Source organism: Oceanospirillum linum (assembly GCF_001995095.2).
Taxonomy (GTDB): Bacteria; Pseudomonadota; Gammaproteobacteria; order Pseudomonadales; family Halomonadaceae; genus Oceanospirillum; species Oceanospirillum linum.
The window spans coordinates 232,744-254,875 of the sequence record NZ_MTSD02000004.1 but is presented as its reverse complement, the minus strand read 5'-3'; the positions used below and the strand labels follow the sequence as shown (position 1 = coordinate 254,875).

22 protein-coding genes are annotated in these 22,132 nt (G+C 49.2%); 17 read left to right on the top strand and 5 right to left on the bottom strand.

Annotated elements, in window-relative coordinates:
- Window positions 1–48 precede the first annotated feature (48 nt).
- From BTA35_RS11625 to BTA35_RS18725, 5 genes are all read left to right on the top strand, one after another.
- Entirely contained in the window at window positions 49–948 is a 900-nt protein-coding gene (locus BTA35_RS11625) for an Rpn family recombination-promoting nuclease/putative transposase (protein ID WP_238377575.1), read from the top strand.
- 54 nt (window positions 949–1,002) lie between these two features.
- Window positions 1,003–1,296, top strand: coding sequence for a hypothetical protein (locus tag BTA35_RS11620; protein WP_202931245.1), 294 nt, complete (start codon window positions 1,003–1,005; stop codon window positions 1,294–1,296).
- 48 nt (window positions 1,297–1,344) lie between these two features.
- Entirely contained in the window at window positions 1,345–4,620 is a 3,276-nt protein-coding gene (locus BTA35_RS11615; RefSeq protein WP_078319987.1) for a type I restriction endonuclease subunit R, read from the top strand.
- 25 nt (window positions 4,621–4,645) lie between these two features.
- Window positions 4,646–6,097 (top strand): PDDEXK-like family protein, encoded by a 1,452-nt coding sequence (locus BTA35_RS11610; RefSeq protein WP_160055135.1) that lies wholly within the window; start codon window positions 4,646–4,648, stop codon window positions 6,095–6,097.
- Window positions 6,098–6,388: 291 nt separating this feature from the next.
- A complete protein-coding gene (locus BTA35_RS18725; RefSeq protein ID WP_274378425.1) occupies window positions 6,389–6,511 on the top strand; it encodes a hypothetical protein in 123 nt (40 codons plus the stop codon).
- 92 nt (window positions 6,512–6,603) lie between these two features.
- On the opposite strand, the gene BTA35_RS11605 is transcribed toward BTA35_RS18725, so the two are convergent.
- A complete protein-coding gene (locus tag BTA35_RS11605; protein ID WP_078319985.1) occupies window positions 6,604–6,909 on the bottom strand; it encodes a DUF6482 family protein in 306 nt (101 codons plus the stop codon).
- 176 nt (window positions 6,910–7,085) lie between these two features.
- Window positions 7,086–8,522, bottom strand: coding sequence for an aminotransferase-like domain-containing protein (locus BTA35_RS11600; protein WP_078319984.1), 1,437 nt, complete (start codon window positions 8,520–8,522; stop codon window positions 7,086–7,088).
- Window positions 8,523–8,715: 193 nt separating this feature from the next.
- Here BTA35_RS11600 and BTA35_RS11595 point away from each other — a divergent pair, with 193 nt between their 5' ends.
- The 5 genes from BTA35_RS11595 (at window position 8,716) to BTA35_RS11575 (ending at window position 15,086) form a co-directional block, all read left to right on the top strand.
- The gene (locus BTA35_RS11595) at window positions 8,716–10,050 is read left to right on the top strand and encodes a cobyrinic acid a,c-diamide synthase CobB (RefSeq protein ID WP_078319983.1); all 1,335 of its coding nucleotides are present in this window, start codon (window positions 8,716–8,718) and stop codon (window positions 10,048–10,050) included.
- Window positions 10,051–10,073: 23 nt separating this feature from the next.
- Window positions 10,074–11,024: a 5'-nucleotidase gene (locus tag BTA35_RS11590; RefSeq protein ID WP_078319982.1), complete on the top strand. Its 951-nt coding sequence runs from the start codon at window positions 10,074–10,076 to the stop codon at window positions 11,022–11,024.
- A gap of 353 nt (window positions 11,025–11,377) precedes the next feature.
- Window positions 11,378–13,099, top strand: a complete 1,722-nt coding sequence (locus BTA35_RS11585; protein WP_078319981.1) for a BCCT family transporter — start codon at window positions 11,378–11,380, stop codon at window positions 13,097–13,099.
- Window positions 13,100–13,144: 45 nt separating this feature from the next.
- Entirely contained in the window at window positions 13,145–14,125 is a 981-nt protein-coding gene (locus tag BTA35_RS11580; RefSeq protein ID WP_338013010.1) for a CLCA_X family protein, read from the top strand.
- 337 nt (window positions 14,126–14,462) lie between these two features.
- Window positions 14,463–15,086 (top strand): hypothetical protein, encoded by a 624-nt coding sequence (locus BTA35_RS11575; RefSeq protein WP_139363657.1) that lies wholly within the window; start codon window positions 14,463–14,465, stop codon window positions 15,084–15,086.
- Window positions 15,087–15,119: 33 nt separating this feature from the next.
- Here the strand turns inward: BTA35_RS11575 and BTA35_RS11570 are convergent, their stop codons facing one another.
- Together BTA35_RS11570 and BTA35_RS11565 are read right to left on the bottom strand one after the other, a co-directional pair.
- Window positions 15,120–15,842 carry a hypothetical protein gene (locus BTA35_RS11570; RefSeq protein WP_139363656.1) on the bottom strand — a complete coding sequence of 241 codons (723 nt, stop codon included), beginning with the start codon at window positions 15,840–15,842 and terminating at the stop codon, window positions 15,120–15,122.
- A gap of 147 nt (window positions 15,843–15,989) precedes the next feature.
- Window positions 15,990–16,520, bottom strand: a complete 531-nt coding sequence (locus BTA35_RS11565; protein WP_078319977.1) for a hypothetical protein — start codon at window positions 16,518–16,520, stop codon at window positions 15,990–15,992.
- A 388-nt stretch (window positions 16,521–16,908) separates the two neighbouring features.
- Here BTA35_RS11565 and BTA35_RS11560 point away from each other — a divergent pair, with 388 nt between their 5' ends.
- From BTA35_RS11560 to BTA35_RS11530, 7 genes are all read left to right on the top strand, one after another.
- Entirely contained in the window at window positions 16,909–17,862 is a 954-nt protein-coding gene (locus tag BTA35_RS11560) for a metal ABC transporter solute-binding protein, Zn/Mn family (protein ID WP_078319976.1), read from the top strand.
- Window positions 17,862–18,608: a metal ABC transporter ATP-binding protein gene (locus tag BTA35_RS11555; RefSeq protein ID WP_078319975.1), complete on the top strand. Its 747-nt coding sequence runs from the start codon at window positions 17,862–17,864 to the stop codon at window positions 18,606–18,608. Before BTA35_RS11560 ends, BTA35_RS11555 begins: the two co-directional genes overlap by 1 nt.
- A gap of 37 nt (window positions 18,609–18,645) precedes the next feature.
- Window positions 18,646–19,482 carry a metal ABC transporter permease gene (locus BTA35_RS11550; protein WP_078319974.1) on the top strand — a complete coding sequence of 279 codons (837 nt, stop codon included), beginning with the start codon at window positions 18,646–18,648 and terminating at the stop codon, window positions 19,480–19,482.
- Between the two features lie 83 nt (window positions 19,483–19,565).
- The gene (gene hisI / locus BTA35_RS11545; RefSeq protein ID WP_078319973.1) at window positions 19,566–20,012 is read left to right on the top strand and encodes a phosphoribosyl-AMP cyclohydrolase; all 447 of its coding nucleotides are present in this window, start codon (window positions 19,566–19,568) and stop codon (window positions 20,010–20,012) included.
- Window positions 20,013–20,045: 33 nt separating this feature from the next.
- Window positions 20,046–20,465 (top strand): membrane protein insertion efficiency factor YidD, encoded by a 420-nt coding sequence (yidD, locus tag BTA35_RS11540; RefSeq protein ID WP_078319972.1) that lies wholly within the window; start codon window positions 20,046–20,048, stop codon window positions 20,463–20,465.
- Entirely contained in the window at window positions 20,452–20,919 is a 468-nt protein-coding gene (locus BTA35_RS11535; RefSeq protein ID WP_078319971.1) for a DUF1289 domain-containing protein, read from the top strand. Before yidD ends, BTA35_RS11535 begins: the two co-directional genes overlap by 14 nt.
- Complete coding sequence (locus BTA35_RS11530; protein WP_078319970.1) at window positions 20,906–21,535, top strand: MiaE family protein; 630 nt, start codon at window positions 20,906–20,908, stop codon at window positions 21,533–21,535. Before BTA35_RS11535 ends, BTA35_RS11530 begins: the two co-directional genes overlap by 14 nt.
- Window positions 21,536–21,597: 62 nt before the next feature.
- Here BTA35_RS11530 and BTA35_RS11525 read toward each other — a convergent pair whose 3' ends face one another.
- Window positions 21,598–22,011 carry a SufE family protein gene (locus BTA35_RS11525; RefSeq protein WP_078319969.1) on the bottom strand — a complete coding sequence of 138 codons (414 nt, stop codon included), beginning with the start codon at window positions 22,009–22,011 and terminating at the stop codon, window positions 21,598–21,600.
- Window positions 22,012–22,132: the final 121 nt, after the last annotated feature.

The window sequence follows — 22,132 nt, the reverse complement described above, 5'->3', positions numbered from 1 at the left end:
AAGCCGCAACGTTGGCTCTGGTAAATTAAAGAATACGGGGTAATTATCTTGAAAAAAACCGATGTGCTGAAACCACTGCTCGACCCGAAAAATGATTACGTATTCAAACGGGTGTTTACCGAACACCCGGATGCTCTGGTGCATCTGATTAACGATATCCGCCCGGATCTTCCGCCGGTGGTTGAGGTCGAAATTATCAACCCCACCATCACCCCGGAAGAGCTTACCGGTAAAAGCATTGTGCTGGATGTTCTGGCGCAGGACGCTAACGGAAACCGCTATAATATCGAAATGCAGGTGCGTCGTTACAATGACTGGGGTAAACGTAGCAGCTATTATCTGTCTAAAATGCTGACTGAACAGCTGTCCGCCGGTGAGGATTACACAGAACTGAACGCGGCTATCGGTATCCATCTGTTAGACTTTGATCTGTACAGCGAAACCCCGGCGCAAAAACAGCAAGCTCTGTGGCGTTTTGAGATGCGGGATGGTCAGCAACCGGAGGTGACGCTGGGGGATACTCTACAACTGAACCTGATTGAGATGAAAAAAGCCGACAGGCTGGGGTTGGGTGACCGTAACCTGAGAGACTGGATCACCTTATTTGAACATTGGCAGGAGGAAACACGTATGGCCAGCATCCGTCATGACGCGGTAAAAAATGTCCGGGGATACATCCGTCAACTAAGTGCCGATGAAGAATCCCGTCGGTTAGCCTTTGTACGTGAGCGGGCACAACGGGATGAATCAACCCTGCTAAAAGAAGCCGAGGCGCGAGGTGAAGTCAAAGGTGAAGCCCAAACATTACTGAAACTGATCAAGCTGAAATTTGGCGATCAACCGGAATGGGTTGAAACCAAACTGAATACAGCAGATAAAAACCAACTGGATCAATGGGTGGCAGATATCCTGGTTGCTGAGAGTGTAGTGGCTCTGTTTAAGGGCTGATTGAACCTACCTCGATGCTGTATTAATGGAATAAAGCGATAGCTATGAATATTTTTGCCAAAGCAGACCAAGGTGGCGTTAGAGGGGATTACCATTGGTGGTAAAACCCTGCGCGAACACTTTGAAGCGATCAACCACCGTGATGCTATTCTGATGGTGGAGGAGTGGGTTGAACAGCAACAGCCTATGAATGAGTGGGGGATCAAAAACCTGCACCAGTTGGTACTGAAAAACATCGATAACGACAACGCTAGACGTTACCGTGACGTTAATGTGCTTAATCTGTGTCGGAAAAGCCGAAGGTGCCTTCCGACATTGGGCTTCCGACATTGGCCTGCCACCCAATAAAATAAATCGCTGATAAGCAAAAACACACAACAAGGACGCTGACCCGCTATGACCCTGGCATTTAACGAAGCCAAACTGGAAACCGCTATCATCGACCTGCTGGGCGAGCAGGGTTACGCTCACAGCCCCGGCTGCGATATCCACTGCGCGGATAAAACTCAGGTGATTATTGAAGACGATCTGCGCCGCTATCTGGCGACGCAATACCAGTCCGGCGGTATCACCGACAGCGAAATCACCCGCATTATCCGCCAGCTGCAGGCGCTGCCCGCCAGCGACCTGTACCAGAGTAATAAAACCTTCTGCACCTGGCTGGCCAACGGCTTTACCTTAAAGCGGGATGAGCCGCAAAAGGCCGGTGAGCACAAGCAGGATCTCTATATTGAGCTGATGGATACCCGTCAGTTGCCCCGCCAGCTGGAAGAGCTGTTCAGCACGCAACGCCCTGCCAACAGCCGGAGCGTCGCGGAAGATCCCACCGTAAGCTATATGGCCGACAGCCGCCCGGATAACAACATCTACCGGGTGGTGAATCAGCTGGAGATTGAAGGCAAAGAGCATACCCGCATCCCGGATGCGATCCTCTATATCAACGGCCTGCCCGTGGTGGTATTTGAGTTTAAGTCCGCCGTACGCGAAGACAAAGCCACTACCTACGATGCCTGGCGGCAGCTGGCGGTGCGTTACAAGCGCGATATTCCCCAGTTGTTTGTCTGTAACGCCCTGTGTGTTGTAAGCGATGGCGTAGCCAACAAGATGGGCAATGTGTTTGCCCCCTACGAGTATTTTTACGGCTGGCGCAAAATCACCGGTAACGAATCCACCGAACAGGAGGGCATCAACGGCCTGTACACCCTGCTGCAGGGGCTGTTTCATCCGGTACGGCTGCGGGATGTGCTGAAAAACTTTATCTGTTTTCCCGACACCAGCCACAAAGAGGAAAAGATCTGCTGCCGTTACCCCCAGTATTACGCCGCCCGTAAGCTGTTTTTTAATATCCGTAAGGAACGCAGGCCCGAGGGCAGCGGTAAAGGCGGTACCTATTTTGGCGCGACCGGCTGCGGTAAAAGTTACACCATGCAGTTTCTGGCGCGCTTGCTGATGAAAAGCGTCGATTTTTCCAGCCCCACCATCGTGCTTATTACCGACCGCACCGATCTGGACGAGCAGCTGGGTAAGCAGTTCTGCAACGCCACCGGCTATATCGGTGACAGCATGATTCAGCCGGTCAGCAGCCGTCAGGATCTGAGAGACAAACTGGGCGGACGCAGCAGTGGCGGGGTGTTTCTCACCACTATTCACAAGTTTACCGAAGATATTCAGCTGCTGTCGGAACGCAGCAATATTATCTGTATCAGTGACGAGGCCCACCGCAGCCAGATCAACCTGGATCAGAAGGTGGTGATCGATCAGGAAACCGGACGGGTACGTAAAACCTACGGTTTTGCCAAATACCTGCACGATTCTCTGCCCAACGCCACCTATGTCGGTTTTACCGGCACACCCATCGACGCCACACTGGATGTGTTTGGTGATCCGGTGGACAGCTACACCATGACCGAATCGGTTAACGATGAGATCACGGTGCGTATCGTTTACGAGGGCCGGGCGGCCAAAGTCATTCTGGACAGCGACAAGCTGAAAGAGGTTGAGGAATACTACCAGCAGTGCGAAGCCGCCGGCAGCAGTGAATACCAGATCGAAGAGAGCAAAAAGGCCAGCGCCCAGATGAACGCCATTCTGGGTGATCCGGACCGGCTGGCCGCTCTGGCGAAAGATTTTGCTCAGCACTATGAAAAACGCATCGACGAGGGCACCACGGTTAAAGGCAAAGCGATGTTTGTCTGTGCCAGCCGCGAGATCGCCTATGACTTCTACTGTGCGTTAAAAGCGATCCGTAAAGACTGGTTTGAGGTGCGCGAGGCGATGCCCGGTGTCGAACTGACCGAGGCTGAGCGCAAAGAGCTGATGGCGCTGCCGATGGTGAATCTGGTGATGACCCGGGGCAAAGATGACGATCAGGCCATGTACGACCTGCTGGGTAATAAAGCCTATCGTCAGCAGCTGGATGGTCAGTTTAAATCCCCTAAATCCAACTTTAAGATCGCTATCGTGGTGGATATGTGGCTGACCGGCTTTGATGTGCCGGAGCTGGATACCCTCTACATCGACAAACCGCTGCAGAAACACAACCTGATTCAGACCATCTCCCGGGTGAATCGTAAGTTTGAAGGCAAAAACAAAGGTCTGGTAGTGGATTACTTTGGCATCAAAACCGCCATGAATCAGGCGCTGGCGATGTATTCCAAAGCCGATACCAGCAATTTTGAGGATATTCAGCAGTCACTGACCGAGGTCAGAAACCATCTGCATCTTTTAGCCCAGCTGATGCATGAGTTTGACCCTCAGGATTACTTTCACGGTGATGCCAAAGCTCAGCTCGAGTGTCTGAATCAGGCGGCAGAGTTTGTACTGCGAACCAAAAAGAGCGAAAGCCGCTTTATGGGCTTTGTGAAACGTCTGAAAGCGGCTTATGACGTCTGTGTCGGTAGTGAAGCGCTGGAGCAGCAGGAGCGGGATCAGATTCACTTTTATCTGGCGGTGCGCTCTATCGTTTTCAAACTGACCAAAGGCGAAGCCCCGGATACCGCCCAGATGAATCAGCGGGTGCGTGAGATGATTGCCGAAGCACTGCGCGCTGATGGTGTCGAGGAGATCTACACCCTGGGGGACAATCAGGCGGAAACCCTGGATATCTTCGATGACGATTACATGGCCCGTATCGGCAAAATCAAACTGCCCAACACTAAAATGCAGTTGCTGCAGAAGATGCTGGGCAAAGCGATTGCCGATTTTAAAAAGGTGAATCAGCTTAAGGGCACGGATTTTTCCAAGCGCTTCCAGTCACTGGTGGAGCGTTATAACGAGCGCAAAGAGAACGATATTCTCAACGGCGAGGAGTTTGACGGCTTTACTCAGGAGGTCACCGATATGATCTATTCGATCCGCTCGGAGATGACCTCCTTCACGGATCTGGGTATCGATATGGAGGAGAAAGCCTTCCTCGATATCTTAAAACACATGTGCGAGAAGTATGTTTTTACCTACGACGAAGCCAAAATGCTGGAACTGGCCCGGGCGATGAAAACAATCGTTGATGATACCAGCCAATACCCGGACTGGAGCAACCGTGATGATATTAAAGCCCAGCTGAAAATGGATCTGATCCTGCTGCTGCACAAGTTTGGCTTTCCGCCGGTGGCCAATGATGACGTTTACAAAGGTGTGCTGGAACAGGCGGTTAATTTTAAAGCGAATCAGTAACGAGAACTTAAACAGAGGACGCTCAATGTCGGCTAAAAACTTTATCGATGCTCTTACGAAGATGCAGCTGGACCCTGCATTTGACACCGTTAATCGTTTGGCGGTATCCCGCAGCGGTCTGGACTATGTACCCATGACAGAAACTCAGAAATGCGCCATGCTCGAGTGGATGTTAACCCCCAATGAAGGGCATGGGCTGGGTGACTATTTTATTAAGGCGTTGCTAAAAGCGGTGTATCAAAAACTTGGTCAGGATGCCGGAAGTCAGCAGCATACGCTTGAAGCAAGGGTTGATGAGATAGGACGCTGGTATCCCTACGATGCTCTGAACAGAAGTTTTTCTGCTGCTTTTGTAACGAGAGAAGTACCTATTAACGATCCTAAGGGATCGAGCAATCGGGTAGGGCGTGCGGACTTGGTCATCTACGATGAAGTTCAGAGCACGCTTATCGTTATTGAACGTAAAGATGGCTCGAAGCTCAGCAAAGGGCAGCTCTCAAAACACTATGAACATTTTGAAGGTCTTTACCGCGAAAATAACAAGATATCCCGCTACTACCTGCTCCTGGATAGCTATGAGTTGGACCACAGTCAAACAACTTCTGAAGAGGATCTTAATAACTGGATTCAGCTTGGTGACGATTGGATAAAAGCTGCGATCGATCCTCTATTAGAAAGGCATTTAATAGCCAGCGATCTGAGAGAGCAGTTCCGCTATATCCGTGATTATGTTTTTGGCTATTGGGATGAAGATACCGAATCTTATTACAAAAACTACGATAAAACATTGTTGAGTTTTCTTCATGAAAATCAGGTTCATTTGGATCAGCTTAACAGTGCCACGATTCAGTCGGATGTTACTATCACGGATATCAACGACAGCCAGCTTTTTAATCAGCTACTCCCCCATAGCTCTGGTCTCGATTCTGAAGAGCGTCAGGCTCTCGATCTCTATATGCGCCATATGCAGTTGATACAGGTATTGAATGACTATGGCGCTATGAATGTTCTTCAGGCTGCAGTACATCGCGCATTTAGTCATCAGGGGGAAGCCTATTTTGCAAGCGAAATTGATAGCGGGCGAGGTCGGCACAGTCTGTTGCTATGCCCTAAAGCTCACATTCCGAATGCAGTGCAATCAATAGAAAATGACTGTTGGCCTTATATGTTAGAAATTACTTTTAAAGAGGGGTCACAAGCTGAAGATGCTGAACCCGAGCCTGACACTGTTCAGGTTTGGCTTTACAGAGAACCGGAAACACATCAAGAGCTTAAGCCCTTGGCAGAAAAAGTATGGCAGGCTTATAAAGCACGTTATCGTGAGAATCCTACAGAACGGAAAATGTCATTCCGCGGAAAATCTCAGTTACTAGCCTCCTTCGAAGGCAAACAGTGGCTGAAACTGGACCCAGCGAGAGGGCTTTATCCTCTGATCAATAATTTTAAAAACATTACCGACTCATTGATATCCAAATAATCCATTTAACCGACTTTTTCGGATGCGCTATCTTTAGCGGACTATGGACCGATACTGCCCGATGTGTGATTTGGGCGATCTCTTAAGCCAGATCAGCATTTCTGCTGATCTGGTTTTTGCCGTTTAGCCACTGATGCAGGCAGGTTAAGCGCACATATTAAAGAGAGGGGTTACAGATGCACTTTTCTCTCAGTCGGATGTCATAATGCTCGCTTTGATCAGCAACTGCCTAAGCAGTCATTTAATGCTAATATCTTGGTGATTACTGTTTTACACGGTGAAGGTGGTGCTATGAACGATACATCCGTTATGAAAATTATCCGTAAGAAGCCCAGAAAAGATCCTCTTAGTGATCTGACCGTCTTAAAAACCCTTGCCGCACGGGCCAGCCGTCAGCTGTATCCGTTTATGTAAGATATTGATGCAGGCGTCTGGCGTTGCGGTAACCATCGCCAAAAAAATCCCTCCAAGGCGGAGGGATTCTATTAGAGGATTATACCCGGCGTTTAAGCCGACATCGGGATTCGTGCCTGATAGGGCTCATCATAGGTCGCGATCCGACCAATGATCTCATCATGGGCCATATGCTGAATCAGGGTGGCGTATTTAATTCCTGCCTGAGCCAGTGTTTGCCTGGCCTGATCAAGGCTACGGAAGATCAGGGGCCGGTTTCGCCAGTTCATCAGGCGATGACTTTCTTCGCCGGTGAGTATACGGATAGCATATTGGCTGTGGGTCGCCTGGGTTACAATTTCTGCTTCCGGTTCAACACCGTTACGAATCATTTTTTTCAGTTCTTTAAGTTTCATCATCAGACTCCTTCTTTATTTTCTGCAGTCTGATAGCCTCCATAAGACGTGTTTCGTTAGTTTTAGTTACGTGTTTACGTTTCTGTGATGGCTACGCTTTTTTTATTTAAAAGTTATTTGGTTTGTTTTTTTGCTTCATGGACTGATGAAGCTTACGGCTTTTTTCATTTTTCCGATCACTATTGACAACTGGTTTTATCAGAAAGTTCCAATACACAGATAAACAAACGGTCTAACGCCGCTTTTCTTTTTGCAGATAAAGGTTGGGCAAAGCTCAATCTAAGATAATGGCGGTACAGTCCGTGGGCTGAAAACAGTGTTCCGGGCGTTAATAAAATACCCTCTTCTCTGAGGGAGCGGTACGCTGCCTGGCTATCGCAGGCATCCGGTAACTGAACCCAAATGCAAAGTCCGCCATCGGGCTGGCTGTAGCGGATTTTTTGCCCCCAGTTTTGACTCAGATAAGCTAATAGCTGGTCTCTCTGCTGCTGCAGTTTCTGCCGTAACTGACTAAGATGGCGTCGGTAGTGCCCTTCAGCAATAAATTGCGCTAAACCTTCCTGAATAGCCTGGGGGCTGGCCAGTTGCGTAATCAGCTTCATCTGAAGTGCTTTATTGTGCAGTCCTCCGGCAATAATCCAGCCGACACGAAGGTCTCTGGACAGGCTCTTAGAAACCGAGCCACAGAGAATAACTTTCTCATTCTGTGGGTTGTCCTGGCTTTTGAGTGGCGCGGTGGCAGCTGATGAAAAGGCAAGATCACCATAAATATCATCTTCAATCAGCCAGAAGTCATTCCGGCATGCCAGATCAACCAGCGATGCATAATGCTCCGGTGGAATACAGGAGCCCGCTGGAGTGCCAAAATTTGGAGTAACGACACAGGCTTTTATCGGCCAGTGGGTCAGTTGTTCCTGCAGCTCCTGAATATCGATACCGCTGACGGGGTCACCTGAAATTTCAATAATATTGAGCCCGAGTTGTTCCATAATCTGCAGCACACCGTAAAATGCGGGTGACTCCACGGCGACTGTATCACCGGGCTGACAGGTGATCATCAGAGCGATAAAAAGACTATGCTGGCAGCCGCTGGTGATACAGATATTTTCCGGGTCAACCCTAAGCTTCCTTTGCCTTAAGTGGGCGGAAAGTGCTGTTCTAAGACTGTATTTACCTGCGGACTCATCGTAATAACCGGCTTTCTGTTCAGGGTGAAGCCGCATCTGACGACCCATCAGGCGATTAAGCTGTGTCAGTTGTGGCAGAGAGTCCTGCTGACTGGCGGCGGGTAAAATATCAAAAGCCGCGCCCTGGGACATAATATCCCGGAAAATGGCTGACACAGAGACCGGTGCGGGTGTTTTAGGTGTTTGCACACGTGTGGGTAATGGGCTTTCGTACTCTGGTGTTCGGACAAAGTAGCCCGATTTTGGCCTGGCCTGAACCAGTTGCTCAGACTCTAGGCGATGAAGTGCATGCAGTACCGTGGCTTTAGAGACCTGATAATCACGGCATAACGACCGGATAGAAGGCAGTCGGTCGCCGGTTTGCAGATAGCCTGAGCGGATCTGTTGTTTCAGCTCCTGTTCAAGATACTCATACCGATAGCGGGGCATAGTAACACCTTAGTTAAAAGAGAGCGGGTTAGCGCCTGTTCCGAGAACACCTGATATTGTACCTATAAATAAGCCATTTTTAATCACTGTGATTATCGGCAGTGCTTGATCCTTATCCCACATCGCCGCAAACTAGGCGACCAAGGCTAACAGCCTATTTTTCAGGCTTTTCTTTACCGGGATCATCTGTTTTATGCCATCTTCCAGTTCACCTAATGCCGTTCAATGCCCGGCACTTTTTATTGCTGCACCCCACTCCGGTTGTGGTAAAACCACCATTACGGCAGCCATTGCCCGGGCTTATCGTCAGCAGGGTAAGATCGTTCGGGTTTTTAAAACAGGCCCTGACTATCTTGACCCTCAGATTCTGAGGTTGGCCTCCGGTGAACCGGTTGAACAGCTGGACATGTGGATGGCAGGGGAGGCGTACTGCCAACAGATGCTGTTTCATGCCGCACAGGAAGCAGACCTGATACTGATTGAGGGGGTGATGGGTTTATTCGATGGCACCCCTTCCAGTGCTGACCTGGCAGAACGTTTTGCGATTCCATTAGCACTGGTGATGGATGTTAAGGGTATGGCACAAACCGCCGGAGCGATGGCAGTGGGACTGGCAAACTACCGTCCTGCGTTGCAGTTTGCCGGACTGATCGCCAATGGTTGCGCCAGTGAACGTCATCGTGAACTGATTGAAGAGGCACTGCCGGATAACATCCCGATTCTTGCGACCTTAGCCCAGGATGAACAGATCACACTGCCTGAGCGCCACCTTGGTCTGGTGCAGGCGGAAGAGATGACAACGGAGCTGGAAAGCCGTATCAATGCCGGTGCCGACTTGCTTAAGGCACAGCCCATTCTTGAGCTGCCTGAAGCTGTAAATTTCTATCCCACTGAAAGCCTGAATACGTCGGCAGCACTTTCTGAAAAGCCACTTAGGGGCAAAACAATCGCCGTGGCGAAGGATGCTGCTTTCAGTTTTATCTACGATTCTAACCTGCGATTGTTACAGCAGCTGGGGGCGGATTACCGCTTCTTCTCACCATTGAAAGACTCAGAACTGCCGGAAGCGGATGCTTTATGGCTGCCGGGTGGTTATCCGGAGCTGCATGCTGAAACCCTGTCCGGGAACACCCGACTGATCGCTCAGATCAGGCATTTTCACCAATCCGGCAAACCGATTCTGGCGGAGTGTGGTGGCTTTCTCTATTGCCTGGATACCCTAACAGAGCTAGAAGAAAATACCTATCCGATGCTGGGTCTTATAGCCGGTGATGGCGCTATGCGGGGGAAGCGGGGTTGTCAGGGGATGCAAACAGCGCCGCTGCCGGAAGGAGATATTCGCGGCCATGCCCATCATAAATCCCTCAGTGAAAACACCCCGGAGCCGATCACCCATGGCCGCCGTCAGCGCCACCCGGCACCGGGGGAACCTATCTATCGGGATAGGGGACTGACAGCCACCTATCTGCACCTTTTTTTCGGGTCAAACCCTGACGCGGTTGCCGCTCTGTTTTCCCAACACACCTAACCGGATCGCCGGAAGGAGTTCAGATGCCATTTCCCATTGAAGACAAGCTGGTGATTGCGGTGTCCTCCAGCGCGCTATTTGATCTGAGCGAATCGGATCAGGTGTTCCGTGATCAGGGGGCCATCGCCTATAAAGCGTTTCAGGAGCAGAACCTGAACAAGATACTGCAACGGGGCGTTGCCTTTCCTTTTATTCGCCGCTTTCTGAATTTTAATCAGCGTTTTCCCGGCGAGCAGCCGGTGGAAGTGGTGTTGCTGTCCCGTAACTCTCCCGCCACCGGCAAGCGTGTTTTCCGCTCTATCGAACACTACGGCTTAGGTATCTCCCGGGCCGCTTTTGTCAGTGGTGCGTCACCCTTCTCCTATATTCCGGCGTTTAACGCCTCTCTTTTTCTCTCCGGTAATGAAACCGATGTTCGGGCCGCCGTTATCGCGGGCTATCCAGCGGGCTTGGTGCTGCCGTCCAAGGTGGAGGATGATAGTTCAGATGCAGAGCTGCGCATCGCGTTCGATTTTGACGGTGTACTGGCGGATGATGAATCGGAAGCTGTTTTTAAAGCCCGCGGACTGGAAAAGTTTCAGGAATATGAGCAACAGCACCAGAACCGGGTTCATAATCCGGGACTTTTAGCGGATCTGTTCCGTAAATTATCCGCACTGCAGGGGTTGGAAGATGCTGAACTGAGCCAGAATCCAAGCTATGAGCGAGTACTGAGAACAGCCATCATCACCGCCCGAAGTGCCCCCAGTCATGAGAGGGTGATCACCACGCTGGAAAGCTGGGGCGTTTCCCCGAACGAAACCTTTTTTCTGGGGGGAATGGATAAAAGCCGTATCCTGGATATTTTCCGACCGCACCTGTTTTTCGATGATCAGGTCAGCCATTTAAATGCGCAAAATCTTGCTATGGTGCATATCCCCTTTGGTGTAGCCAACGCCACGGGGAACAATCCCGGCACCGAGGAGGACCATTAATTTCCCATGGGAAAAACCGCTTCGGTAACAAGAGCCCGTCTTTCTGCTTCTGGATGAACCCGATAACCATCTGGACCTGATCAGTAAGCAAATCCTGGCGGATGCCCTGAAAAACTATTCCGGTGGCTTTGCATTGATCTCTCACAATGGGATTTTTGCCCCTTCATGTGTAACTGAAACGCAGTACAGGCTTTGGCCAGAGGAATAAAATCTGATTGCCCCTTGAATATCCCATTATTTTGTTTAGGGTTAGACGCAAATTATGCCGGGTGCTTGCCCGGCATGATTTTTAAACCATAGCTTGGTCGCGTTAAAGCAATATAACGCCCTTGAACCGAAATTAAGGATATCAGATGTACAATCAGGCCCAGAAAGGCTTGTTCAAGGGGATGAATCCCCTGATGACACAGGTTTCAATTATTATGGTTATCGCCACACTGATCATGGGGAGTTTGTTTACCGAGATCAGTGCGCAAGGGATTGCTGCTGCACGCAGCTGGCTGGACCCTTTTCTGGAATGGTATTACGTACTTCTGGTGGCTTTCCTGCTGTTTTTCATGGTTTGGTTGGGAACCGGCCGCTATAAGAAAGTTCGCCTTGGCCGTGACTGGGAGCGACCGGAATTTACCTATTTTGCCTGGATCAGTATGTTGTTTGCTGCCGGCACCGGGGTTGGGATTCTTTTTTGGTCGGTGGCTCAACCGATTATGCAGCTAAACAGTAATCCTTTTCTTCTGCCGGGTACATCTGAAGGCGATGCGGCGGTTGTTGCAATGCGTCTGTCTTTTTTTCATTGGGGGGTTAATGGCTGGGCAATTTTCTCCTTTGTGGCGCTGACCATGGCTTACTTTTCCTACCGCCACGATCTGCCGCTGACCGTACGCTCGGTGCTTTATCCTATTCTGGGGGAGCGGGTAAGAGGCCCTCTGGGTGATCTGGTGGATCTTCTGGCGGTATTTGGTACGGTCTTCGGTATCGCAACCACATTGGGCCTGGGTGTTCAGCAGATGAATGCCGGGCTGCACCAGGTATTTGCTCTGGAAAACTCCACGACACTGCAACTGACCGTTATCGGCGTCATTATGTTTATCGCAACAGCCTCTGTCGTATCCGGTGTATCAAAAGGGGTGCGCCTGCTGTCGGAGATGAACTTCTGGCTTAGTATTGCTGCCGTGCTCTTTATGCTGCTGCTGGGGCCAACTCAGTACCTGGTCGGTGTAACCATTGAAGCCACCGGGGACTATATTCAGTCGCTGATCCGTATGACATTCCATACTAATGTCACCCATGGCGACAGTTGGCAGTCAGAATGGACCGTATTTTTCTGGGGCTGGTGGCTGGCATGGTCGCCTTTTGTCGGTATGTTTATTGCCCGGATCTCCAGGGGACGCAGCTTTGGTGAGTTTGTTATGGGGGTATTGTTGGTACCAACGATTATCACCATTGTCTGGATCGGCTTGTTTGGTGGTACCGCCTTATATCAGGAGCTGTTCAGTAATGGCGGTGTGGTTGCTGCCGTGCAAAATGATGTATCAACGGCACTGTTTGTCACCATTGAGGGCATGGGGCTCGGTATGTTTACCCCTGTGATATCAACACTGCTGATTGTTCTGATCGGTACCTATCTGATTACATCGGCTAACGCTGGCACCCTGGTGATTAATACCATTCTGTCCGGTGGGGATGCTGATCCACCTTCTGTTCACCGTATTTTATGGGGTATATTCCTGGCACTGCTGACCGCTGTCCTTCTGATCGCGGGGGGGCTGGGTACATTGCAGTCTGCAGTAATCACAGCGGCTATGCCTTTTTCTGTCGTAGTAATCTGTATGGTTATAGGCCTGTTAAAGGCACTGTCAGAAGAACGGTTTGCACCGCGTCACGGTGAGTTGAGCCCATCGCCAGCAGAGCCCTGGGCCGTTACTGATGATATTGAAAAGGTTACAGCTGAGGCTGAAGTTAAAGCAGAAGAGAAGGCTCAGAAAGAAGCAAAAGAGAAAGAAAAAACCCATCTTAAAGAGCTTGAAGTTCAAAAGCATGAGGAAGAGGGCGAAGATACTCTATTGCGCCGTTAACCGCTGTCGGTATCGATGCCTCATAACGATGGGGCATTCCCGAAAGTGTTTAAATACGCTACCATCCGATACTGTTTTTACGAACAGTATCGGGAGGCCGCCGGAGCAACCCTACCTGCAAGATCACATAAACCTACAGCAGACTCCCATGCCCCCATGCATCAGTTATTCCACCAGCACAAGGCCTTAAGTGATAAAGAACAGCGATTTTACCGAAATGGCCCACGCCATCGGCAGGATGGCCATTGCGACTTTCTTCAGCTTCGGCAACGCTTTAACTTTCGTTCGATTGAGATAGGTCGCTGGGTTACCCAGCAAGAAAAGCTGAGTGCCGCAGACCGGTTTTATGATGCTCTTTGTGACCTGATGCTCATTTTGCAGGTTCCCGAATCTGTCATCTCTCTAAAGGGGACTCTGGCGTTACATTACGGTACCGGAGGTCGTCCCGGTGTTGCAGCTCATTATGCACCTAATCAGAGGGCTTTTGCCCTGGCAAAAAATGCTGGGCCCGGCAGCATCGCCCATGAGTGGTTCCATGCACTGGATCACTACCTTGCTAATAAGTCTTTCAGAACCGCAGAGGGTATCCGGTTTGCATCAGATCTCTGGTTACAGCAGGGAAGAGGCGGGCAGGATCTGATCGCCCATCCGTTAAATCATAAGTTAAGTGATTGTTTTGCAGCGGTGATGCTTAGCGAGAATGGTGAAGAGCCCAGCGAGCTGTTCCGCATGTCACTTCTGGCGGATAAAGCAACAGGGTTGAGTTACTACAGTCAACCTGAGGAGCTTTGTGCCAGAGCCTTCGAAGCTTTTGTGCAGGATGCTCAGATCAAAAACAATTTTCTGGTAAAGGGCACCAAGGCTTCAACCGAGGCTCAGTATGGCCTATATCCCAGAGGTGCCGAACGGAATCGTATTAATGCTCATTTTGCTGACTATTTTGCAATGCTGGGCCGGGCAGTGCGCAAGCAGGTAGAAGGATGCGAAACAAACCGATCAACCGATAAAGTAAACCGATTCCGGTAAAATAAGCGCTAATCTGTCACTTTCACTCCGCAATACCTGCCCTGATTTTCTCAAAAGAGAGGCAGGGGCTTGAAATCAGCTTTAATAGCATGTTTCATGATCGGTGCCGGAAGCGCTATTGCCTTCTTACTTATTTTCCGAGGCCTAGGTGGTAGGTGCTAATTGATAGGCTAATAAGTGAATAAGTGATAGGTGAATAGGTGGATAGGTGACCGGCGATGACCAAAAATGATGTTCTAATAATTTTTCACAGTAAGGCTGGATAATGAATCAGGATGCTAACTTGCAGGATGTCTGTAAACAACAGATACAACGCTGGCTTGATGAAGGATATACCTTGAGCTCAATCTCAGCCGCTCAGCTCCACCAGAAAACGAGTGCACCCTACACTCAATGCGTCGAAATTCTGCGCAATTTCACACCTGCTCAGGCCAAAAAAACAGCCGCTGACATCCCGCCACCTTCGGAAGCGCTGAAAAAAGTTTTTCAGCAAAATCAGCGACAGCTCTGGCAAGCTTTCTGGCAGGAGCATAAGGCAGAAATCGATACGCTGACTCAGGGTTTTAGTGATGAAAAAAAACAGCTTGTGCAGACCGCTGATGAACGCCTTGAGATGATTAAGACACTGGAGCAGAGTCTGTCAGAGAAAGAATCCAGCATTCGAAAGCTTCAGAAAAATAGCAGCCCAGCAGCCCCGAAAACACAGCAACAGGATTCAGCGTCTCATCATAGCAAGGAGATAAAACAGCTCAATCGTCAAATCAGTGACTATAAAGATGAGATTGCACGACTGAAAGACCAGGTAAAAGCATCCGGCGAGCAAGTGCCTTATGATCCGGAAGCTTTGCGTAAGGAGCAGGAGCGTGGCGTGTTAGTCAGTCTGCTGGGTGTCGTTGGCATCGGCATAGAGAACCCGGAGCTGGCCTATACAATCGCTGATGCGTTATCAAGCGCAATCTAAAGCCAAAAGCCGCCCTGAACTGGGCGGCTTTTTTTATGGTTGTTTTGTCAGCTCAACCAGTGTGAAATAATCACCGCTGTTTTTTAGTAGACCTGCATTAATCACGCTGTTAGTACCGTTCTCATCTGAGAAAAAACCGTACCCCTCCCACTCACCATTCATAGCTACGTCATAGCAACCGGTGGTTGTGAAATCCATCTCAAACTCGTTATAACCAACAGTCTCCAGCTCAAAATCTCCCGTTGCTGTACAGCCTGTGGCAGGGTCAGTAACAGAGGCGATGATGCCAGCGTTGTTGATTGAGTACGGCAGGCCATCGGTATCAGTCCAGGTGCCAGCGAAATCAGATAGAGAGATAGAGCGTTCGTACAGATCGGATTGTCTAATCAGTGAGAAATTACCGGTTTCGTCAAACCCAGAGTAGGGGCCGGATAGCGTTGCATTGTTGTATGTCAAATCAGCCGTTACACGCGCCCCCCAGTCTGAACCGGCACCGTCCATGTAATAGCGGGTATTCAGATTCATCTTAGCACCTGATTCAGAAGCTGTGCCAAAAAGCATTTCAGCCTCATCAGATACCAGAACCACATCAGCATCCTGAGTGATCAGCAGCACAGAGTATCCGGTTACTGTGCCTATCATGCTAGAACCGGTATAGATGCCTGCTTTTTGTTTTGATATGTCGTTGCTTGATGAGTCATCACTGCTGCTACCACCGCCACCGCAGGCAGTTAGCAGGGCTGATGCTGTTAGCAAAAATATTCCTTTTTTCATTCCTAAATTCCTATGCCACAAAGTTAAAAGAAAGTGGGTGTGGGGTATGTGGTGCCGGGCATTGTATCTGCCCGAAAATAAAGAGCAATCCGTCGATAAACTGGCAAACCGCCTATTGAGCTGCTTCTACTAAATTACCCCTTGATTAACCGGACAACATTCGCCCTTGCCTTGGAGGATCAGATTCTCCAACCGCTCAATTTCCGATTTTAGGTCTGTAACATCATTGGCCAGGTGATCACGTTCTGCAGTCACCACCGCCAACTGATGCTCCAACCGTGCGAGCTTCATTTCTAACAGCTGATTGACATCGTAAAAAGCCTGTAGCGAAGTCGGCCGGATCGGGCGTCCGCCGCCTACAGGCTGTAGGTGATAGATGGGTTTGCGGTGATAGGTTTTCTCCCCAGAGTCCACAATCCGGAATCGGTCAGAAAAGCCCTCAAACGGCAGGTGTCCTAAGAACAAAATCCGCATTAACAGAGCCGTGTTTTTATCGGGACGCTGCGTCCCTTTTTGCCATCTATAGACTGTTTTAGGGTGGACGTTCAGTTTCTCGTAGACTTCCGATACCGGCACCTGCACAAAGAAATGATCATCCTCAATCTTGAAAAGTGGTTCCGGACGTGATTTTCTGCGCGTATTTTTAGACTGTTTTGTCATAATAGCTAGAATTCCTTATAAAAAAATATTCCAAACTCCGGTTTATTCCGAAGCGGGCGCAGTTTTGCCCAAAAAACGGTAAAATCAGGGCAAAAATAAGGGGTAAATAGGTCTAATTGCAGTGGATAAGCGCAAGGGGGAAAAACAGTTTGGTCAGGCTTAACATAATGGCTCGCTAATATTGCATAATGTATATTATGTTAAATAACAATATTGTTCCAGGCAGATCTGCAAAAGACAGGACTGGACAGTTTCTTTTAATATTGTAAGATTCGCGCCTGACGTCCGGTACGTTATGTTGTAACATTAAGACATCTAATAACGCCACTCTAATTTTGGCCAGCCTTTCACCCCTTTGGCCCTCTGAATGCAGGAGCATGAACGCTAAATGAGCGTCAGACTTTCAGCTTATCGACAACAAGCCCTCTTATCATCAGCCCTCTGTTTTATTGCTTTTCTGATGCTGCTTTTCACCCCGGTCAGCTCAGCGGCAGATAAGCCCTTGGTGTTCGTCAGCGTGTCACCACAGAAATACCTGCTTCAGCAAATTGCCGGAGACCAGGTAAATATCGAAGTTTTGGTTCAGCCGGGCCATAATCCACACAGTTACGATCCTTCTGCACGCCAAATGGCGCGATTGGCTAAAGCTCAGATGCTTATGACGACCGGTGTCCCTTTTGAACAGGTTTGGCTACCGAGAATCAGCCGGCTGAATTCAGAAATGCGCCTGGTTGACACTTTAGCCGGTTCAGCACCTGTTAAAGCGGCTTATATCTCACGTCATGACCATCATGAAGATCAGGTCCATGATCATGACGCACACAGTAGCCATGATGAACACTCACATGACCATGAAAACATGGACCCTCATATCTGGATGGACCCCATGAAGGCTCTCTCTCAGGCTCGAATCATGACCGATGCCCTGAAAGAGTTGCGCCCTGAAACTGCGGAAATATTTGAGCAAGGTTATTTATCATTAGCTAACGAGCTTAAAGCACTTGACCGTGAAGTGCATGAGTTACTGGAGCCGTATGAAGACCGAACCTTTATGGTGTTTCATCCGGCCTGGGGACACTTTGCCGCACGCTACCATCTTAAGCAGATTGCAATCGAATATCAGGGTAAGTCACCGTCTGCCCGTCAGCTGGTAGGCCTATCTGAAACAGCTAAAGCTGAGAATATTAAGGTGATTCTGGTTCAGGAGCAGTTCAATCAAAAACCCGCTGAACGTATAGCCGAGAATATTGGCGCACGGGTTGTTAAAGCTGACCCTCTGCCGGAAAATTTACCTAAGGCGATTCGGATGCTAAGCGAGCAGCTGCTGGAGTCCTGGCACTAATGGGTCGCTTTGCAAAAAACATTGTCGAGTTTGATAATGTCAGCTTTCGCTACCAGACCTCTCCTGTTCTGAAGGAGATCACATTTGCCATGCGCGAAGGTGAGTTTTTGGGGCTTGTCGGCCCTAATGGTGGCGGTAAAAGTACCTTGCTAAAGCTTATTATGGGCCTGATAAAACCGGATCAAGGCGACGTACGTATTTTCGGCTCCCACCCGCAAAAAGTTTGCCGTAAACTCGGTTATGTTCCTCAATTTGCCAGATTTCCCAGTGACTTCCCGATTACCGTTGAAGAAACTGTTCTGATGGGCCGGATTCGACCCGGTAAGTTGTGGCTACGGTACAACAAAGAAGATAAGGCTGTCGCCCTTAGGGTTATGCAGGAAACGGGGGTAGCGGAGTTTGCTCAGCGAACTCTGGACCAGCTCTCCGGGGGACAACTGCAGCGCGTTCTTATCGCCCGGGCCTTAGCAACAGAGCCTGAACTACTTCTTCTGGACGAGCCTACAGCCAGTGTTGACTCTCACCAGGAAAAAGGCGTTTTCGAGCTTTTCAAAGAGCTTAACAAGCGCATGTCAATCATTGTAATTTCCCATGATATCGGCTTTATCACAAATTACGTTGACCGAGTTGCCTGCCTCAATAAAGAGCTGCTATGTCACGAAACCCATGCCATTACTCCAGATGTGATTGAGCAGATGTATGGCGATCATATCCATATGATTCATCATCATACCCACTCTATCTGAACGATAGCCCTCTGTTGATCATTCACGGTATACACATATGGAATTTTTCTCCGCAGTAACTGAACAAACCTTTCTGCAGAATGCGCTGCTAGCGGGTGTTCTGACCAGTATTGCCTGTGGGCTAATCGGCAGCTATGTCGTGGTCATGCGGATCAGTTATCTGGCCGGAGGCATTGCACACTCAGTTATGGGCGGTATGGGCGTCGCCTACTATCTTGGTGGCTCGCCTTTTATTGGCGCTCTGATTGCGGCAGTTATTTCCGCGCTGATCATCGGCATGGTCAAACTATACTGGCAAGAGCGCGAAGACACCCTGATAGGTGCTTTGTGGGCTGCCGGCATGGCGATTGGCATTATTTTTATCAGTCAAACCCCAGGGTATCAGGTTGACCTGATGAGCTATCTTTTTGGCAATATCCTCCTGGTTGCCCAGAATGACCTCTGGTTAATGGCAGGCATGGACGCCGTAATTATAGCCGCCATTACCCTGCTCTACCGCCCTTTTCAGGCTGTCGCTTTTGACCCTCAGTTTGCAAAATTACGCGGGCTCCCTGTCAACGTGCTTTATTTATTACTTTTATGCATTGTGGCGTTAACCGTCGTGTTAATGATTCAGGTCGTGGGCCTGATTCTTGTGATTGCCCTGCTTACGCTTCCGGCAGCTATTGCAGGACACTACACCAGAACACTCGCCAGTATGATGGGGCTGGCATCACTGCTTGGCTTGCTGTTTACCTCAGGAGGCTTGGCTATATCCTACCAGCCTGACCTGCCCGCGGGTGCTTGTATCATTTTGCTGGCTGCTGCAACTTTTACTGTTTCTGCTATAGTGGCTGCCCGAAAAAAACCTTTAGACAGTAAAACTCAGGCCTGAAGCAGAATACTGGATAAATCCAAATCCGAGCTTACCAGTCTGAGATTAAAACCATCACGATCAACCAGAACTAAGGCTTTATTATGACAAGCGTCCCATTCAACTGGAAACTGCTCGAAAAGGCGGAGCTCAATCAAAGTTTTGATCTGGAGACTGCACTGAACCACCTGAAATTTAACGATGATGGTTTGATCCCCGCTATTGCTCAACAGCACGATACCCATGAAGTCGTGATGATGGCATGGATGAATCTTGACTCTATTAAAGAAACACTGAAAACGCAGCGTGTTTGCTACTGGTCGCGCTCTCGCCAGGCTTATTGGCGGAAAGGTGAGTCATCCGGTCAAATTCAGCATCTTAAGGAACTTCGTATCGACTGCGATGGTGATACCCTGCTCCTACTGGTTGATCAGATTGGCCCTGCCTGCCACACCGGGCGTCGCAGCTGCTTTTATGCTGTTGCCGATCAAAATGAATTACGGGTTAATTCGGAACCACTGATCAATCCAGAAGAGCTTTATGGCAAGTAGCAATAAAGCGGAGCTAATTCATCGGAAGGGTTTATGAAATATCTACTGAAACTCTTAGTGCATATCTATCGCTATATGATCAGTCCGTTATTACCTAACCGCTGCATCTATTATCCAACCTGTTCCAGCTATGCACTGGAGGCATTGGAAACTCATGGTGCGATTAAGGGAACGATTCTGGCTGTTAAACGTATTGTGAGCTGCAACCCTCTGGCCAAAGGAGGTTACGATCCGGTGCCTGAAAAAGGCTGTTGGCATAATGGCACCCATTCTTGCAGTAGCTGCTCTGATGACAGCCCAGAATCAAATAACCCGGAAGAGCGTCATGCAGAACCCTGCAGCATAAAGACCATCAAACCAAGCGCCGATCAGCTATGTACATGCATAGCTGACATCAGCTGTACGCCTGACCCAGAAAACACGGATACATCTAAGCCCCATGGCACGAATTGAATCCCCCTGCATCGGTATCTGTAGCACAACATTAGGTGATCAGATTTGCCGAGGCTGTAAACGCCATTCAGATGAGATTCTGAACTGGGGGCGATCGGAAGCCCAGGCACGCGAATCGGTTATGCAGCGTATAGAGCAACTTACGATCAACGCGGTATCTGTATATTTTCAGTTACTTGATAAAGATCAGCTGCATCTACAACTTGAATTGCACAGGATTCGCTATACTAAGCGCTTTGCCCCCCAATGTTGGGTTGTTGATCTCCTGAGAGTGGGTGCCAGCAGAATTCAGGATATTGAAGCCTACGGCCTTACTTTGACCGACCACGCCAGAGGTCTATCACCTGACACAGGGCGGCATAACACTTCATCACGCCTTCTGGAGATCATCTACCAGAAGATAAACCGAACCATCTTAGAAGAAACAGACAGGCTGATTTGTGAAAAATCCTGATTTGCTCGAAGAGATCTATCAATTCCTGCCCTGCCCGACACCTGACTTATGGGTAGAGCAAGCACTGGAAAACCTTGATATTCTGCTTATCGACCACGCTCAGTGTGAGAAAAAAGCAGCGTCAAATGCGATGAACCTGATGTATCGCTATGTAGACCGGCCTGACCTTCTGAAAAAAATGTCACAATTGGCCCGGGAAGAACTACTCCACTTTGAGCAGGTTGTTGGCATTCTGGAGGAGCGTGGCATCAAATATGAACATATCAGTGCTGCCCGCTATGCATCAGGCTTACGCCAGCATATGCGTAAAGGCGTCTATGAGCTTATTGATGTGCTGATTATTGGTGCATTTATCGAAGCCAGATCCTGCGAACGTTTTATGGCGCTAATCCCTCATTTGGATGCACCGCTGGCAAAGTACTATCGCTCCTTAGTTCGATCAGAAGGACGCCACTACCGTGATTATCTTGAATTAGCCCAGCAATATGCAACAGACTCTATTGATGAACGCATCGCTTTCTTTGCTCAGATTGAAAGAGAGTTAATTGAAGCGGATGATGATACATTTCGTTTTCATAGCGGGCCGGTAGTACCCCAGACAGCGCCTCTGCAGTGAATGCAATACCACTAACAAAGGCTGACGGGAATCCGGCAGCCTTTTTGCCAGGTCGGTCTGAATCAGGCGTAACGAGTCGCCAGCTCACCGATTCTCTGCAGCATGGCATGCAAGCCATTGCTACGGGTTGGGCTCAGGTGTTTATCCAGACCCAGCTTCGCTAAAAATTCAGGGGTGGTCGCCAAAATATCTGCAGGTGTGCGATTATCATAGATGCGTAACAACATCGCTATCAGGCCTGAAACAATCGCAGCATCACTAATCGCATGTAATTTAATTTTACCATCGGCAAACTCATGGTGGATCCAGACCTGAGACTGGCAGCCGTCAATTTTATTGAGATCCGTTTTCCATTCACTGGGAAATTCAGGCAATTTCTTTCCCATATCGATGATGTACTGATACTTGTCCATCCAATCGTCAAAAAACTCAAACTCATCAACAAGATCTAACTGCGCCTGATTGATTTCGGACATAATAACGCTGCCTTCCAATATTTATATTTAGGTAAAAAGCGATGAAGGATAGCCTCTGCAAGAAGGCCAGCCAGCCAAACAGATCGCTGCCTAACGAAAGAGGCGAGTATAACAGCCGCTA

What these genes read in the sequence shown, in the direction of transcription:
- BTA35_RS11585 (WP_078319981.1), top strand. Translation starts at nt 11,378, where the DNA reads ATGTACAATCAGGCCCAGAAAGGCTTGTTCAAGGGGATGAATCCCCTG.
- BTA35_RS11600 (WP_078319984.1), bottom strand. Translation starts at nt 8,522, where the DNA reads ATGCCCCGCTATCGGTATGAGTATCTTGAACAGGAGCTGAAACAACAG.
- BTA35_RS18725 (WP_274378425.1), top strand. Translation starts at nt 6,389, where the DNA reads ATGAACGATACATCCGTTATGAAAATTATCCGTAAGAAGCCCAGAAAA.
- BTA35_RS11610 (WP_160055135.1), top strand. Translation starts at nt 4,646, where the DNA reads ATGTCGGCTAAAAACTTTATCGATGCTCTTACGAAGATGCAGCTGGAC.
- hisI (WP_078319973.1), top strand. Translation starts at nt 19,566, where the DNA reads ATGACAAGCGTCCCATTCAACTGGAAACTGCTCGAAAAGGCGGAGCTC.
- BTA35_RS11550 (WP_078319974.1), top strand. Translation starts at nt 18,646, where the DNA reads ATGGAATTTTTCTCCGCAGTAACTGAACAAACCTTTCTGCAGAATGCG.
- BTA35_RS11555 (WP_078319975.1), top strand. Translation starts at nt 17,862, where the DNA reads ATGGGTCGCTTTGCAAAAAACATTGTCGAGTTTGATAATGTCAGCTTT.
- BTA35_RS11525 (WP_078319969.1), bottom strand. Translation starts at nt 22,011, where the DNA reads ATGTCCGAAATCAATCAGGCGCAGTTAGATCTTGTTGATGAGTTTGAG.
- BTA35_RS11605 (WP_078319985.1), bottom strand. Translation starts at nt 6,909, where the DNA reads ATGATGAAACTTAAAGAACTGAAAAAAATGATTCGTAACGGTGTTGAA.
- BTA35_RS11565 (WP_078319977.1), bottom strand. Translation starts at nt 16,520, where the DNA reads ATGACAAAACAGTCTAAAAATACGCGCAGAAAATCACGTCCGGAACCA.
- BTA35_RS11535 (WP_078319971.1), top strand. Translation starts at nt 20,452, where the DNA reads ATGGCACGAATTGAATCCCCCTGCATCGGTATCTGTAGCACAACATTA.
- BTA35_RS11615 (WP_078319987.1), top strand. Translation starts at nt 1,345, where the DNA reads ATGACCCTGGCATTTAACGAAGCCAAACTGGAAACCGCTATCATCGAC.
- yidD (WP_078319972.1), top strand. Translation starts at nt 20,046, where the DNA reads ATGAAATATCTACTGAAACTCTTAGTGCATATCTATCGCTATATGATC.
- BTA35_RS11595 (WP_078319983.1), top strand. Translation starts at nt 8,716, where the DNA reads ATGCCATCTTCCAGTTCACCTAATGCCGTTCAATGCCCGGCACTTTTT.
- BTA35_RS11560 (WP_078319976.1), top strand. Translation starts at nt 16,909, where the DNA reads ATGAGCGTCAGACTTTCAGCTTATCGACAACAAGCCCTCTTATCATCA.
- BTA35_RS11590 (WP_078319982.1), top strand. Translation starts at nt 10,074, where the DNA reads ATGCCATTTCCCATTGAAGACAAGCTGGTGATTGCGGTGTCCTCCAGC.